The 16,121-nt window shown below is 48.4% G+C and carries 13 protein-coding genes; 10 read left to right on the top strand and 3 right to left on the bottom strand.

The genetic code is table 11. The annotated features are described in order from the left end of the window. Positions 1-166 precede the first annotated feature (166 nt). The 6 genes from EKN16_RS17170 to EKN16_RS17145 all read left to right on the top strand — a co-directional run bounded on the left by EKN16_RS17170 (position 167) and on the right by EKN16_RS17145 (position 6,315). The gene (locus EKN16_RS17170) at positions 167-1,066 is read left to right on the top strand and encodes a sugar phosphate isomerase/epimerase family protein (protein ID WP_125659742.1); all 900 of its coding nucleotides are present in this window, start codon (positions 167-169) and stop codon (positions 1,064-1,066) included. A 31-nt stretch (positions 1,067-1,097) separates the two neighbouring features. Next, a complete protein-coding gene (locus EKN16_RS17165; RefSeq protein WP_125659739.1) occupies positions 1,098-2,168 on the top strand; it encodes a galactitol-1-phosphate 5-dehydrogenase in 1,071 nt (356 codons plus the stop codon). After that, a complete protein-coding gene (locus EKN16_RS17160) occupies positions 2,165-3,205 on the top strand; it encodes a zinc-dependent dehydrogenase (RefSeq protein WP_197719094.1) in 1,041 nt (346 codons plus the stop codon). The genes EKN16_RS17165 and EKN16_RS17160 overlap by 4 nt, the downstream gene beginning before the upstream one ends. Positions 3,206-3,231: 26 nt before the next feature. Further along, the gene (gene rpe / locus EKN16_RS17155) at positions 3,232-3,897 is read left to right on the top strand and encodes a ribulose-phosphate 3-epimerase (RefSeq protein WP_125659736.1); all 666 of its coding nucleotides are present in this window, start codon (positions 3,232-3,234) and stop codon (positions 3,895-3,897) included. Between the two features lie 12 nt (positions 3,898-3,909). After that, the gene (rhaI, locus tag EKN16_RS17150) at positions 3,910-5,115 is read left to right on the top strand and encodes an L-rhamnose isomerase (RefSeq protein WP_125659733.1); all 1,206 of its coding nucleotides are present in this window, start codon (positions 3,910-3,912) and stop codon (positions 5,113-5,115) included. Positions 5,116-5,178: 63 nt separating this feature from the next. Continuing rightward, on the top strand, positions 5,179-6,315 hold the full coding sequence (locus EKN16_RS17145) for a GntR family transcriptional regulator (RefSeq protein WP_125659730.1): 1,137 nt from the start codon (positions 5,179-5,181) through the stop codon (positions 6,313-6,315). Between the two features lie 221 nt (positions 6,316-6,536). Here EKN16_RS17145 and EKN16_RS32655 read toward each other — a convergent pair whose 3' ends face one another. Beyond that, the gene (locus EKN16_RS32655) at positions 6,537-7,889 is read right to left on the bottom strand and encodes an SEC-C metal-binding domain-containing protein (protein WP_125659727.1); all 1,353 of its coding nucleotides are present in this window, start codon (positions 7,887-7,889) and stop codon (positions 6,537-6,539) included. A 311-nt stretch (positions 7,890-8,200) separates the two neighbouring features. On the opposite strand from EKN16_RS32655, the gene EKN16_RS17135 reads away from it, so the two are divergent. Both EKN16_RS17135 and EKN16_RS33495 read left to right on the top strand, forming a co-directional pair. Further along, positions 8,201-11,926, top strand: a complete 3,726-nt coding sequence (locus EKN16_RS17135) for an S-layer homology domain-containing protein (RefSeq protein ID WP_125659724.1) — start codon at positions 8,201-8,203, stop codon at positions 11,924-11,926. Positions 11,927-11,951: 25 nt separating this feature from the next. Further along, entirely contained in the window at positions 11,952-12,074 is a 123-nt protein-coding gene (locus EKN16_RS33495) for a hypothetical protein (RefSeq protein ID WP_260182892.1), read from the top strand. A gap of 111 nt (positions 12,075-12,185) precedes the next feature. Here EKN16_RS33495 and EKN16_RS17130 read toward each other — a convergent pair whose 3' ends face one another. Together EKN16_RS17130 and EKN16_RS17125 are read right to left on the bottom strand one after the other, a co-directional pair. After that, positions 12,186-13,175 (bottom strand): zinc-binding dehydrogenase, encoded by a 990-nt coding sequence (locus EKN16_RS17130; protein WP_125659721.1) that lies wholly within the window; start codon positions 13,173-13,175, stop codon positions 12,186-12,188. Next, the gene (locus tag EKN16_RS17125) at positions 13,172-14,152 is read right to left on the bottom strand and encodes a zinc-dependent alcohol dehydrogenase (RefSeq protein WP_125659719.1); all 981 of its coding nucleotides are present in this window, start codon (positions 14,150-14,152) and stop codon (positions 13,172-13,174) included. The genes EKN16_RS17130 and EKN16_RS17125 overlap by 4 nt, the downstream gene beginning before the upstream one ends. A 215-nt stretch (positions 14,153-14,367) precedes the next feature. On the opposite strand from EKN16_RS17125, the gene EKN16_RS17120 reads away from it, so the two are divergent. Then, positions 14,368-15,261, top strand: coding sequence for an AraC family transcriptional regulator (locus tag EKN16_RS17120; RefSeq protein ID WP_125659716.1), 894 nt, complete (start codon positions 14,368-14,370; stop codon positions 15,259-15,261). 96 nt (positions 15,262-15,357) lie between these two features. Then, positions 15,358-16,068, top strand: a complete 711-nt coding sequence (locus EKN16_RS17115) for an SGNH/GDSL hydrolase family protein (RefSeq protein WP_125659713.1) — start codon at positions 15,358-15,360, stop codon at positions 16,066-16,068. Positions 16,069-16,121: the final 53 nt, after the last annotated feature.

The following is a 16,121-nucleotide window of genomic DNA, read 5'->3' as shown; positions in this document are numbered from 1 at the left end:
CTCCGAAATTTCCTGCGCTTGGTGGATATGCTGATCGAGAAGCGGGCGTAGTCAATAATCATTATTTTTATTTGAAAACCCCACTTGAATGTATCAGTGACACATAATAGTATTAAATGTATCAATAAAAATCTATCAGGATGAATAGATTCAGAGGAGTGTCAGGATGGCAAATTTAAAGCTGGGAATCAATCTTGGTTTTGCAATCAACAAGTACGTTGAGCCTGAAGTGTGGGCGCGTATTGTAGCTGAAGATTTAGGGATCAAATACGTTCAATTCGTCGCCGATTTGTTGAACGTATTTCTACCTCCTGACATTGTGGACCGCCAGGTGGAGAGGATCAATGTGTGCACACAGAAGCACAATCTTGCAATCACAAGTACGTTTACGAGTGCATTTACGCGTGTTAATCACTTCATGCATCCGGATGCAGATACCCGCAAAGCTTGGCTGAATTGGTTTAAGAGATTCGCAGACATCTCTGTTCAGATGGGAGCGAGAACGACAGGTAGTCACTTCGGCATACTCACTTTTGCTGATTATGACAACGTTCAGCGCAGGGAATATATCATCGAAGAAGGGATCAAGCATTGGCAGGATCTTAGCTGGTACTGTAAGGAGCTGGGTATGGAATATTTGAATTTCGAGCCGATGTCTATTCCACGGGAAATGGCGAATACGGTCGAGGATACCAAGGAGCTACTAGCGAGATTAAACGATGGTGCCGGAATTCCTTTCAAGGTATGTCTGGACGTGGGGCACGCTCCCCATCCGAATGATCGTGATCCGTACCGGTGGGTTAGGGAGCTTGGCAGCGTCTCGCCAATCATCCATATCCAGCAAACCGAGAAGGACCACAGTCGGCATTGGCCATTCACGGAAGAATACAATAAGCTCGGCATCATTCATGGTGAGCCATTGATCGAAGCCATTGAACAATCGGGTGCAACCGAGGCGGAAATTATCTTCGAACTTTCCCATCGGGAAGCGTGGTCGACCGAATTCAGAATTATCCAAGATCACATAGAGTCGGTAAACTACTGGCGCCAATTTATTAAGAACTAAGTAGCACGGATATAAGATTGGAGGGGGAAGGATGAAGGGCTGCGTACTGCACGGACTCGGAGATTTGCGCGTGGAGGAAGTCGAGACTCCCACGCCTAAAGAGGGCGAAGTGCTTCTGCAGATCAAAGCATGCGGGGTCTGCGGATCCGACATTCCGCGGGTATTTACCAAGGGAACCTACCGTTTCCCGACAATACCCGGGCATGAATTCTCAGGGCTAGTCGTACAAGCGGGAGAAGGCGTTGATCCCGGCTGGATCGGAAGAAGAGCAGCAGTCTTTCCTTTGCTGCCTTGTCGCAAATGCGCTTCTTGCGAGATCGGTGAATTCGCCCAGTGCGAGGACTACGATTACATGGGTTCGCGACGAGATGGTGCTTTCGCCGAATTCATCTGCATCCCAATATGGAATCTGGTCGCTGCGCCCGATATGTTGTCCTATGAGGAATTGGCCATGGTTGAGCCTGCGGCGGTAGCCGTACATGCTTTGCGGCAAGCTGGAATTGGCATCGGCGATCAGGTTCTGATCAGCGGAGCCGGTCCGATCGGCATAATGCTGGCACTGTGGGCCAGAGCCTGGGGGGCATCCCGTGTATTGCTCGCGGATATTGATCCGGCTAAGCTTGATTTTGCCGTAGGTCAGGGGTTCCCCGATGTATGCAATCCCTTACAGAGCGACATACAGAAGTGGGTATACCGGCTGACGGGACGAGGCGTAGATGTATCGGTAGAAGGAGCCGGAAGCGCGGTTTCATGGGAAAATTGTCTGAAGTCAACCCGGAACCTAGGTAAGGTAGTGTTGATGGGCAATCCAACCGGGGGTATGAGCCTGACGCAGGACGGTTATTGGGAAATTCTCCGTAAGCAGCTTACGCTAAGCGGCACTTGGAATTCCTCCTACTCGGACATTCCAAGGAACGAGTGGAAGCTAGCCGTCGATTATATGGCAGCGGGCAAGCTGGATTTGAAGCCCCTCATTAGCCACAAGCTTGCGCTCGAGGGGGTCTATGAGGGAATGGTTATGATGCGTGACCGTCAAGGCTTCTTTAACAAAGTCATGTATGTCAATTCTAACGAATCAATAAAGGTGGAGAAGGATAAATGATGAAGGCAGCTGTTTTAGAGCAATTAGAGCAAATGGTCGTAAAGGAAGTGGAAAGACCATCCGTAGATGGGGACAGTATTCTGATGAAGGTCGAGGCTGTGGGTATCTGCGGTTCGGATATCCGGATATTCCGCCATGGGAATAACAGGGTGACGCTTCCGCAAGTGCTTGGGCATGAGTCTGCGGGGCGAATTGTTGAACTAGGCCAAAATGTAACAAAATTCAAAATAGGAGATCGAATTTCTCTGGGTGCGGACGTACCCTGCGGGGAATGTATCTTCTGTGAGGCTGGAATCGGCAACAATTGCCAGATCAACTACGCTATGGGCTACCAATTCGCGGGCAGCTTCGCAGAATATGTACTGTTGAACAAGACGATGGTGAATTACGGTCCAATCCACAAGATCCCGGATCATATCTCCTATGAGGAGGGCGCTCTGGCCGAACCGCTCGCTTGCGTTCTAAATGCCTTGGAGCTATCGAACATTAAACTGGGGGATTCAGTCGTTGTTATCGGTGCAGGTCCTATCGGCTGCATGATTATAGAGGTTGCGAAGCTGATGGGTGCCACAAAGGTGATCCTCGTGCAACGTTCCAGACCCCGATTGGAGATGGCTAAGCAGTTCGGTGCACATGCTTATATCTGTTCATCTGAGGAGAACGCCATCGAACGGGTATTGGAGGAAACGGGCGGACTGGGAGCAGACGTGGTCATCACTTCGAACCCGTCACCGGAAGCACAGGTAGATGCGATCTATATGGCGAAAAATCGCGCACGGGTGAACTTCTTCGGCGGTCTACCTAAGGGGAAATCGATGGTTACTCTAGATACCAATATTATTCATTACAAAGAGCTGTTCGTTCACGGGGCGCACGGTTCCTTACCTGCACATCATCAGAAAGCCATTGATTTAATCGGCTCAGGCGTTATTGATATGAAGCGTTATATCTCTCATCGGTATCCCCTTGATGAGATCAACCAAGCGATAAGCGCGGCAGAAGATCATGTCGGGATGCGGATTATCGTGCAACCGTAAGCCTTAATAGATAAGGAGGTGCAGTAATGGGAGGCAGAATATCGCCATCTATCATGTGCGCAGATTTCAGAAATTTGGAGACAACGATAAGAGCATTGGAGCGGGCACGTGTTGATTATTTACACGTGGACATCATGGATGGTAGCTTCGTGCCTAATTTTACCCTCGGTCCAGACTTTATAAATAGTGTCAGAGAGATGACGGACATTCCGTTCGATATTCACCTGATGATCAACCGGCCAGAGGATTTTCTTCCGATCTTCGCGATTCGTCCCGGTGATATCGTATCGGTCCATCAGGAAGCCACGATTCATCTGCAACGAACGCTTCAGCAGATTAGAGACACGGGGGCCAAGGTTTCGGTCGCTCTAAATCCTTCCACACCGATTTATACGTTAGACGATATTCTCGACGACATCGATATCGTATTGATTATGACGGTTAATCCGGGGTTCGCTGGTCAGAAGCTTGTCCCTGCCACTCTAGGGAAGATCCATAAATTAAAACAATACCTAGAGCAAGTCGGACATTCGCATATCGAGATTGAAGTAGATGGCAACGTCAGCTGTGAGAATGCGCAGAAGATGCGCTTGGCGGGTGCGGATATATTCGTGGCAGGCACCTCAAGTATTTTTAAGAAGGATCAGGATTTATACGAATTGACAGAGAAGTTCCGTGAGTATATTACGTGAGGTGAAGGCGATATGATGGATAGGGCTTATCAGGAGTTTGAGAAACGGCAGCAGGACAGAGGCATCTCGCTGAATGGAATCAAAGAAAAGCTGAAAATGCTGCAAATCGAGACGCCCTCATGGGGATATAGCGATCAAGGGACGCGATTCAGAACGTTCAAGCAGCCTGGGGCAGCCCGTACAGTGGATGAGAGATTACAGGATGCAGCTAAGGTAAATGAAGTAACGGGACTGTGCCCAAGTGTAGCCATTCACATTCCGTGGGACAAAGTCGACGACTATAGCCAATTAAGTAACAGGGCAGCGTCTTTGGGTATTACTATTGGAGCCGTTAACCCGAATTTATTTCAGGATGACGATTACATGCTGGGCAGTGTATGTAACCATGATTCGAGAGTAAGAAGCAAAGCCGTTGCCCATCTGATTGAGTGCGTGGACGTCGCAAGGGCCGTAAAGTCCCGGGATATCAGCTTGTGGTTTGCAGACGGTACGAATTATCCAGGGCAGGCTGATCTTAGAAGGAGAAAAGGGTACATGGAGGAAGCGCTCGCGGAGATGTACCGGTCAATGGATCCTCACATGCGGATGCTGATCGAATACAAATTTTTTGAGCCGGCCTTCTATCATACGGATCTGGCAGACTGGGGAATGGCGTATCAATTGGCTCATAAGCTAGGACCTCAGGCAGAGGTGCTGGTTGACACCGGACATCATGCCCAAGGTACGAACGTGGAGCATATCGTCGCTTATTTACTAGACGAGAGGCGGCTTGGCGGCTTTCATTTCAATGCTCGTAAATATGCGGACGATGATCTTATCGTTGGATCGATGAACCCTTACGAGCTCTTCCTAATCTTCCATCAGATCTTATCTGCAGAAAGGGATCAAGCTCATCCGCTTGTTCAAGAAAATGCTCGAAATATCGCCTATATGATTGACCAAAGTCATAATATCGAGCCGAAGATTCCTGCCATGATCCGTTCCGTACTCAATGTTCAGTACCAATATGCCAAGGCATTGCTTGTCAATTGGGATTTTCTAGCAGAAGCGCAAGATCGCGGTGACGTTCTTGCTGCGGAAGCGGTTGTCAGAGAAGCTTTCGAACAAGATCCGACACCGCTCCTACATGCTGTTCGTGAGGAAATGGGGATTGCCCCCAATCCGATGAAGGCGTATTTGGAAAGCGGATATGCGGAGAAATTGCTGCAATTGCGTTGATTAGTCGATCCAAAAGCATTATGTTAGTATCAGTGATACATTGCTGATGAAGGATGAGCGGATATGCACAAAAACATAAAGGAACAGCTGATTAAAGGACCTATCGCGTTATATGAGCAAATGCGTCAGAAGGTAATGGCTTTAATTGTTGAAAGACAACTGAAGCCCCATGACCCGGTTCCGTCAGAGGGAGAGCTTGCCGATCTATTTGGCGTAAGCCGAAGAACAAGCAAACAGGCTCTCGAGCTTCTCGCCAAGGAAGGTATTCTTTATCGCTTGCCTCGGAGAGGGACTTTCCTTGCAGAGAATACTGAGACTATGCTTAAAGCTGCAGCTCTGTCAGGAATGTCGCTGGTGCCACAGCAAGCGGTCGTCATTGTTGTTCCTATGCTGGATGAGTTTATTGGCTTGGTCGTTACTGCGTTCCTACAGGAAGGAGCTTTCCATGGTTGGGAAGTACTCATCCGAGTGACGGGTAACGATCTTGAGCAAGAGGACGAAATCCTACGGGAGGTTAGCAGTGGGGGAAGGGTACGGGGCATTGTGCTATTTCCGGGTGAGCGGAGGATGTGTGGGCAAGAGGTATTACGGCTCCATCTGAACGATTTTCCAGTCGTTATTATCGACCGGGTGTTTCGTGAAGTGGACATTACGGCGATCTACCATGATCATTTCCTGGGTGCTTACGAGATGACCAAGTATTTAATCGACAAAGGACACCGTAATGTGGGTTTTATTTCTGAGCCGATTTCAGGCATTATGAGCAGGGAAGACCGCTATTATGGGTTTATTCAAGCTCAGCTTGATGCCGAGATCCCCTTTATGATCAATGCCATCATCTCGGATTGGGATAACGAACAGAAGGATTCTAGCAGATTAGCTCGTTTTTTTGAGCAGAACCCAGACATGACGGCTCTATTCTGTTCGAATGACTTAGTTGCCATTCAAGTGATGAATATAGCCGAAGAATTAGGTCGTAAAATTCCGGAAGACTTATCTGTAGTCGGATTTACAGACCTGATGATTTCCAGAGTGGGCAGAGTTTCGCTAACTACTGTAATGAAGTCTCCAGATGAATTAGGCAAAAAGGCTTTCGATTTACTCCTTCAGAAGATGGCCTCAGAGGGTAGCAGAATTGAAAGCGTTAAGCTTCCTACACAGATAATTGAACGTGGAAGTGTTCGGCAAGTGATATTGTAGTTAATAAACCCGCCAATTAAATATGGCGGGTTTATTGTCTGTATAGCTATAAATACAATTGCTTATGGAATCAGCCAGATATATCAACATTCAAGGACGGCGATAGCCGTTTCTTTTTTGAGAATCCTCGGCATTCTATTAACTTCTTACCGTCCTACTTCGGCTGTCGGTAATCAGCGGGAGTGAAGCTGGTTTCCATTTTGAAAGGCATCCTTAACTAATTATTTCCTTACCGCAGGAAGAAGCTGCATAAGCTCCGGACGAATTAGCCATAGTTTGCGGTTCAAATGCGCATATACGATGGCTTCCCGGTCATCTCCATACCCCATATATTCAGGCATTTCGCGAGGGAGCCGTTTCTTGCCCAGCAGATAAGCGGGAACATAAGGATTATGTGCGGTAGCTTTCTTGATTAAAGCAGCCAGCTTCGGGGATTGTCCGTTCATCCCGTATTCGACCAGGATTCGACTGTAGTTAAAGGCTGCGCTGCCATCATTATTATATTGTTGAATTAGCGCTGCCGCATTCTTCCACTCCAACGTCTCGATATAGGCGGGCAGAAGCAGATCGCGTACGCCCTGATTATCGTTCGGATTCAGCTCCAGCAGCTCGCGGTAATGCTTCATGGCCTCCGGCATATTCCCCAACTTGGCACAAGCTTCAGCGTAACCCATCTTCGCTCTCATATAAGGTCGCGTGGGCAAATAGCCCCAGAAATGTCCTTTGTTTTCCTGGAAGAACGCTTCGCCGAGATGCTTCTCTCCGACCGTCATTCCCTGCTTGTAGTAAAAGGCCATTTTTTTAGGAAAGGCAGCTGCACTTTCGGCTAATAGGTTGTACGCATCGACGCTATTGGGATCATGGAGAAGCGCATCCTCTTGATCCGTCGGATCGTCCCATGCCGCATAAAGAAGTTCCGCAGCTTGCTCGGAGTCGCTAAGTTTTTTACGTATGACAGGCTTCTTATTAATATTTTGTTGAAGGAACGCGTTAGCTTCCTCAAGGGTGCTGAAATTTTGCTCTTCGAGCAATGCGTGGAGACGCTGCATCTCCTTCTCCATATTTATCTGTGAGTTGAGAGAGGAAGCAGCCGAAATGTTCGGCCCTGGCGGAGAATCCGGCAACTCAGGTAGTCGCTCATCCAGATAAGAGAAGATCTGATTAGCCCGCTGCGATAACGTGCCGACCGATACGTCATATTTGTCAGCTAGCGTGCTTTGGGTGACTTCATATCCGTAAATTTGGCAGAGAATATACTCCAGCGCTGCTGGGTATACCCCGATTTTTTTCGTGACTGGAACAATTTCATTGGCAAAGACGTTCCACATCTGAATGACGGTGACGATTTCCTCGTTATCGTACAAGCCGTAGGTTTGATTGAAAAAATGTTTGGCAATGAGCTTGTGCAGCTCGTTAGGCCAAGTCATCTCGGTTTCGATGATATCTGCAGGCTTTTTCGGATTAGGGGGAGTTAACCGAGTGACTTTGTTTGCTTCGTCCTTGTCCAGACAGCATTTTTTATATTTCAAGCCACTGCCGCAATGACAAGGGTCATTTCTGCCTAGTTTTTGCATTGTGCTGCGCCTCCGTGATTCAAGTATAGATTTATTATCATCTATTGCTTGTCCATTGTCTAATGAAGAAGGAGAAGCCAGAGATTGTTTCTTTGGATCACATGTGCTAGAGGGCTTTCGAGCCCTCTTTTACTTTTACATCTTGCGCAGGCCATCGAAAGCCCAAGACTTGTTCAGTGATTGTTAAGCGGGGTTATGTATAATCAAGTCGAATTATGTCGTACATGACGGAACGATAGGCTCGAGGCGGGCATTGTCGTAAAGTGTTGAACTTCTGCGAGTTACGATATTAAAAGGGGGATTTAAGTAGCATGATTTCAAACAAGTGGGAATACGTAGAACGATACTCTAAAAAAACGTTGTTGTGGTTCATAACCCTATTGCTGGTCTTGCCCCACGTCTCGTCGGTTTCGGCACAATCCAGGAATTGGACGCAATACGGCAAACCGGGAATCGCAAGCAACGACTTCGTCGGATCGTTTGCTACTCCATCCGGCGTAGCGGTCGACGGCGCCGGGAATGTTTACGTGGCGGATACCGACAACAATCGCATCCAGAAGCGGGATGCGGCAACCGGGGCTTGGAGCGTCTTGAATACGAACGCCGGGGGGCCTGGAAGCGGCCTTGGAGAGTTCGATCATCCGCGAGCTGTGGCGGTCGACGGTGAAGGGAACGTCTACGTGGCGGATACGGACAACAATCGTATTCAGAAGCTTGATGTTTCGGCGGGACTGCCAGGCGAGTGGAAGACGATCGGCAATCAGGTGAGTTTTAACCATCCCAAAGGCGTGGCCGTAGACAGTGCCGACAACGTCTACGTTGCAGACACTGATAACAACCTCATCCGTAAGCTGGAGGCCGCATCGAATACTTGGATATATTACACAGGCTTCAGTTTCCCGAGAGCCGTAGCAGTTGACGGCAACGGCAACGTCTACGTGGTCGATTCCGCCAATTATCGCATTATGAAGCTGGATGTATCCGAAGGGGCAACGGGCAATTGGGATTGGATTTCGGGCGGGAAAGGCAATCTTCCGGGACAATTGAACTCCCCGTCCTCGATCGCAATCGATCGAGATGGAAATCTGTACGTGGCCGATACCCAAAACAATCGCGTCCAGAAGCGGGATGCGACAAGCGAGGCTTGGAGCGATTGGAAGAAGAGCGACGGCAGATCGGGTAACGGGCCGGGCGAATTCAATCAGCCGTACGGCGTGGCGGTCGATGGAAAAGGGAACGTCTACGTGACCGATACCGATAATCATCGAATTCAGAAACTTGACGCGGCTGACGGAACTTGGAGCGAGTGGGGGTATCAGGCTACGATCGCGGGGCAAGGTTTGGGAGAGTTTAGTTCTCCGACTGGAGTCGCGATGGACAGCCAAGGCAATCTATATGTGACCGAATACGATAACCATCGCATTCAGAAGCTGGACATGCTCACAGGTAAGTGGCGCGGATGGGGGAAAATCGGCGGAGGGTCCGGAAGCGGAACGGGCGAGTTCTTGAATCCGACGGGCACAGCCGTCGACTCTAAAGGCAACGTCTACGTCGCCGATCGGGATAATCACCGTATCCAGAAATTGGACGTCTCCCAAGGGACGGATGGCGAGTGGACGGTGATTGCCAGCGGAAGAGGAAGCAATCCCGGCCAATTTGAATTTCCGAACGACGTAGCGATAGACCGTTACGACAATGTATATGTCGCAGACATCAATAACAATCGTATCCAGAAGCTGGATGTCTCCAAAGGCAGTTGGGAGACGATCGGTTACGGAAGAGGGAAAACGCCAGGCAAGTTTAAGAGTCCGTCGGGCGTGGCGGTAGACGGCGACGGGAATGTTTACGTGGCCGATACCGATAATCATCGAATCCAGAAGCTGAACCTTTCCATTCTTCAGAATCACCCAACGAACTGGCAACCGGGGGACGAGTGGGAAGTGATCGGCTATGGGATGGGAAGCGGGCTAGGACAGTTTTATGAACCTTACGACGTGACGGTAGACGTCAATGGGAATGTATATGTGGCGGATATGTCCAATAATCGGATTCAGATGTTGGACGTATCCAATGGAACGTGGAGAGAGTGGGGGAAAATCGGCGGACAATCCGGAAGCAGCCCGGGCGAGTTCAGCAGTCCGACTGGCGTGGCGGTAGACGGCAAGGGAGACATCTACGTAGCCGACTTCGACAATCATCGCATCCAGAGGTGGGTTTTTGACAGGCCGGACGCGCCGACGAACGTGACGGCGACGGCGGGCAACGGGGAAGCGACCGTCAGTTTCACGGCGCCCGCGAACAATGGAGGCCGCGCCATCATCGGATATACTGTGACCTCGAGTCCGGGAGGCGTAAAGGCTAGCGGCTTGAGTGGCCCGATCAAAGTTTCGGGCTTGACGAACGGCACGCAGTATACGTTCACGGTCGTTGCCACCAACAAAGAAGGAGACTCCGTCGCTTCCGCGGCGTCGAATGCTGTCACGCCGATGACGGTGCCGGATGCACCGACGAACGTGACGGCGACGGCGGGCAACGGAGAAGCGACCGTCAGTTTCACGGCGCCGACCTACGACGGGGGCAACGCCATTACCGGCTACACCGTAATTGCCAGTCCTGGAGGCGCGACGGCGAGCGGCTTGAGCAGCCCGATCAAAGCCACTGGCTTGACGAACGGAACGGCTTATACGTTTACGGTCGTTGCCGCCAACGGCGCAGGGAACAGCTTCCCTTCGGCCGCATCCAATGGGGTTACGCCGTATCAGCCGTCCGGTGGCGGAGGCAATGGAAGCGTCCCGTCATCGCCGGAATCGGACGACGCGGTCGTATACGTCAACGGCAAGCAGGAGAAAGCGGGAACGACCAAGGTGACGAAAGAAAACGGGCGGACGGTCGCGACGATCATCGTCGACGGGAAGAAGCTGGAGAACAAGCTCGCGACCGAGGGTCCGTCCCCGGAAGTCTCGATTCGGACGAAGGGCGGATCCGACGTGGTCATCGGACAACTCCAGTCGGAGTTGATCGAGAAGATGGCATCTCGCCAAGCGGTATTGCTCTTGCAAACGGATAAAGCCACCTTCCGCATTCCGACCGAGAGGATCGATCTTCGTTCGATCGTCGACCGGTTCGGCGAATCCGCGAACTTGCGGGATATTCAGGTTCAGATCGTCGTCGCTGCGGCCCAAGCTCAGACAACGACGAAGGGGAATGCCTCAATCGTCGTACCGCCGCTGGAATTTGCCCTAAGAGCCGTTTACAACGGCCGTACGATCGAGATCGCCGAATTCGACGCCTATGTGGAAAGACTGATCGCGATACCGGACGGCGTTGATCCCGAGCGAATTACGACTGGGGCGGCGAACGAAGCGGACGGGACGCTGCGGCATTTGCCGACGAGGATCGTCCGTCTGGACGGAAAGGTTTACGCGAAGGTCAATAGCAGAACAAACGGTCTGGTTTCCTTGATTTGGAACCCTATAGAGTTTAAGGACGTCGAGCGGCACTGGTCCAAGCAAGTCGTCAACGACATGGGGTCTCGACTCGTCGTGAACGGAGACCGCAGCGGCCTGTATCGTCCCGATCAAGAAATTTCCCGCGCGGAGTTCGCTGCGATTCTGATTCGCGGTCTCGGTCTGAAGCCCGAATTGGAGAAGTCCCCGTTCGGCGACGTCGATCCGAATAGCTGGTACGCCGGCGCGATCGGGACGGCATCAAAATATCGCTTGATCAGAGGCTTCGCGGACGGTACAGCCCGTCCGAACGATAAGATTACGCGGGAACAAGCGATGTCCCTTATGGCAAGAGCGATGACCCTTACGGAGCTGAAAGAAAAAACTTCCCCGGTTGCGGGACAAGCATTGGACGCCTTCACTGATGCGGGGGCGATTTCAAGTTGGGCGAGGGACGGGATTGCCGACTGCTTGAATTACGGGCTTGTAACGGGACGAAACTGGAAGGAGCTAGCTCCGGAGGCGTTCATCACAAGAGCGGAAGTGGCAGTAATGGTTCAGAAGCTTCTGCAGAAGTCCGATTTGATTTAGATTCTAATGAGCGGAAGGGAAGAGGGTGAAGGCAGCATGGGTTGACGAGACAGGAGGGGACGCTCCGATTACCGGCGATAAAGTGCTGTTTACGCTTGTCTTCAAGCTCAAAGAGGGCTTCGCATCGGGCAGCAAGGCGTACAGATAAGAATTTATAAGTTTTGGGTTTGGGGTAAGCGGAGCTTACCCCTTATTTATGTCGAATGAACAAAAATCGAGGGTCATCTGGGGCAATATCTAAATGATTGGTCGGTCCTTATCAAATCCAATCTAAAATAACGCCAAGCTTGGTCTGTTTGGGATCCAATATTAAATCCCATGCTTTCTTAGCATGTTCGACAGGAAAGCGATGTGTAACTAGTGAAGTGGTTTGAAGCCAGCCCTCTGTGATCCCCTGCAAGGTCTCATCCATAGCTTGTTGATTCCAGCCGGATGGACAATGCAAGGTGACATTTTTGGTGCGCAGCATTTGGATGTCAATCCGACCATCCTCGCCGAGGAATCCAGCCGAAACTAAATGACAGCCGGATTGCGCTAATGAAATTAACTCTGTAACCGTTGTTAAAGATCCCACCGTATCAACAATGATGGAGAATTTACCAGCTACAGCCTGCACCGCTTCTTGAATAGAGGATGTTTTCACATTTGCTCGCGTAATAGCTTCTGGAAGCAAAGCCAAACGGTCATCATGTCTACCAAGTACAATGACATGAGCTCCGCGATGCAGCAGGGTTTGCGCCGCCCATTGCCCAACCATTCCATCTCCAATGACGATTGCATAATCGCCTGCTTTAACGGGCGGACAGATTCCGCAGTTATAGCCTACCTGGGTTAATACGAGACCCGAATAAGCAATAGGATCAATTTCAGCTGGAAGCTTCCACACCTGGCTTTCATGGGTGACAGCAGGACTGACATGCCCTCCAGTAGAAAAAAACATATTATTAACCTTACTTATCGTAGCAAAGACTCGATCGCCAATTGCAAAGCCTTGCACATTGTTTCCCATTAAGGTAATTCTGCCAACCTTCTGATACCCTGCTACTTGTGGAAATGGAAGCGGATCACCATCTCTGAACGGTGTTTCCCCATCTGTTCTCTCACCACGGAGAAAAGAGGATTCCGTTCCATTGCTAATCCAAGAATGCTCAATGTCTATCATAATCTCATCATCCTGTAGAGTAGGTATGCTGACATCTTGATAGGCTACCTTCAGCTTTTCAGTAAAAACGACTGCTTTTCCTATCATAGGGATTCACCGGAAACAGCTGTTTCCTCAAAGTCCTCTTGGGGGTAGAAATAAACCTTAATCGCTTTTTGCTCTCTTAGCAGCTGCACAGCTTCATGATAGTTAACAAAGGAACCATGATAGGTTTGGATGCACTCCATGTTCAAGCCCTTATTCGCTACCAGATCAATCAACAAATCATGATCTCTCTGAACAAGTCCTCGATACTTATAAGACTCCAGCTTAAAGCCTTTGAACCACAAATGGTCGGCGTATTTCAATTCCCCTCTTAACACGCCAAAGATAACGATGTGCTCCTCTACGAAATTGAATAGATTTTGCACGGAAGGTGCAGCTCCTACACAGTCGTAACCGAGATCGAATTTCTCATCGGTTAAATCGCTGGCTAGCTTGGCTTCAACAAGACCAAGATCATTGACAAACTGAATACGCTCTTGGTTCAGATCGATACCAACTACATGTGAAGCGCCCCATAATTTAGCCATTTGGACGGCCAGAATTCCTGCAGGTCCAAGCCCTGATATCAGTATGGATTTGCCCTTCAAATCCCCAAGCTGCAGCATTCCGATCATGACACATTTGAGCAGCTCGAATGAAACCGCTTGTTTATAAGCAATGGAATCAGGCAGCTTGAGTAAATCCTCTTCTCTAAAGCAAACATATTGCGCATAGGCACCTGGAGCATCCCCATTATGTTCAAGCGCTGCAACACGATCACCAACCTTGAATTTGCGGATCCCACTTCCAATTGCTTTTACCACACCTGCCATCTCGTGTCCGGGAAATCCATATTGCAATGGATACTCGGGAGTAAGGGAATAATCAAACATATTCACTCCCCCAAGCATATTGATATCCCAGCGTGGGCATGTAGAAACAATTTGGATCTCCACCAGTATCTCAAAGTCTTTCACATCAGGGACTGCAGTCTCAATAATGGAATACTGATCTTTTCCTACAATTTGCAATGCTTTCATATTGAAGCTCCATTCTGTAGCTAGAGTTTGATTATCATTACACCTTCATTGTAAGAAATCCACCCTTTAAAGTATTTATTAAATCTTATGTAAACGGGCATAAACAACCTTTAAATTCTGCTTATCCACCACGTATATAAAGTTTTTATTTGTATAATATTTCACTCAGAAACATTTAACTTAAAAAAGGTTTACAAGCGATTCGGTTTTAACTAATGTTAGGTGTAGGATATATAGGTGAAAAAGGGATGTGGGATAAAATGAAGCTTAGATCTTATTGTATCGCCTATCATGATGCTACGGTTTCTGCTGCACCTGAATATAAAACAGGAGGCATACATCCTGCCTATGAATTACTTTTTCTTGCTTCTGGTTCTTTCCAACTCCTTTGGTTAGGTGAAAAATACGAGGTTTCTCCACCTTCTTTATTTATTTTAACGCCCAATACACCTCATGATTTAATCATTCATTCAAAAAATGCTGTTTTTTGGTATATAGAATTGACAGGAGTTGAGGAAGAACCTCATCTTTCTAAATTACAAAATATTTTACTATGGAATCGGTTACAATCTGGATTCGACCCCTATTTCACATTGTCCCCCCTCATGGAACGATGTCTTAATGAAATCAGCAACATGCTGGACATGAAGATTCACGATCAGCCCTATGGCGAGCAATTACTGTTACTAAATGTAAGGAAAATCCTGCTCATGGTTAGTGGGACACTAGAACTGTACGGAAAAGATAGTAAGCTAAGTAACAGCAATGCACCCCCATCAGGCTATTCTTTAAGCAAAGATGTGATCCAAGCGTTAGCACGTTACATGGAATCTACCTACAAAAGCAAAATTACATTAAAAGATTTAACGCAGATTAGCAATTTTCAAGCCACCTATTTAATTAAAAGATTCAAGGAGGAAACTGGATTTACCCCGATTGATTATTTATTGGAGCTGCGCATGGAAGCGGCCAAAACTTACTTATCCACTACTGAAATGCCGATCCAAAAGGTAGCAGAAGAAACGGGCTACCCTAATATCCATCATTTCAGCGGAGAGTTCAAACGAAAAACAGGTCTAAGTCCAACGAATTGGCGCAAGCAGAGATAAGCATTGGAATAGATAATATTCTGCAAATACTTCCTCGCTCCATTGATGTAGACTAATCTTATTTTAGTATTAGAAACCTAAGGGAGTATACCATTTATGAGCAAACATGAATTTCCACGGCTTCATCAGCGATTGAAAGATAAGTCCGAGAATCCAGGATCAAGAACGGTGTTATATGTTGCCATAGGGGATAGTGTTACCCAGGGCTGTCTAGCTCCTGATGAGCTGGAACATGAACAAGTCTATCATGAGCTTCTTCGTCGTAGAGTGGAAAAGCATTATCCTGCAGCTAATTTTAATGTTATTAATTCAGGTGTCGGAGGGGATACGGCAGAGCAATCTAGAACCCGCTGGGAGCGTGATGTCCTCTTATACAAGCCAGATTTAGTAACCGTTTGCTTTGGACTCAACGATTGTCATAAGGGTGAAGCGGGCTTGGAAGAATATATAACCGCTATTGGCGACCTTATTAGTCGAATACGCACGGAGACGGAAGCGGAAGTCCTTCTCTTAACCACAATTATGATGTTAAAGACAGATAACCCTAAGGTTCCGGAAATGTATAAATCGTTGGTTCCTGATTTTATCCGCGTATATGAAGAGGGTACCTTATTAAAATATAACAATGCGCTTCGTAACTACGCTGCTGATAACGCTGTACCTTTACTTGATGTATATGCGATCTGGGAGCAGATGGATCAAGCAGGCATTGATATTCATACACGCTTGTCCAATGGAATCAATCATCCGGATATTGCCTTTCATCAACAGTTGTCTAAGGAGCTTGAAGCTAAGCTGTTAGAGTAGTAACCAATGCACGGTGCTCGGTCACACGACGACGGTCAAATTAGATTTTATCA

Source organism: Paenibacillus baekrokdamisoli, from assembly GCF_003945345.1.
Taxonomy (GTDB): Bacteria; Bacillota; Bacilli; order Paenibacillales; family Paenibacillaceae; genus Paenibacillus_Z; species Paenibacillus_Z baekrokdamisoli.
The sequence above is the reverse complement of the archived record's forward strand: the minus strand, read 5'-3'. Positions and strand labels throughout refer to the sequence as shown.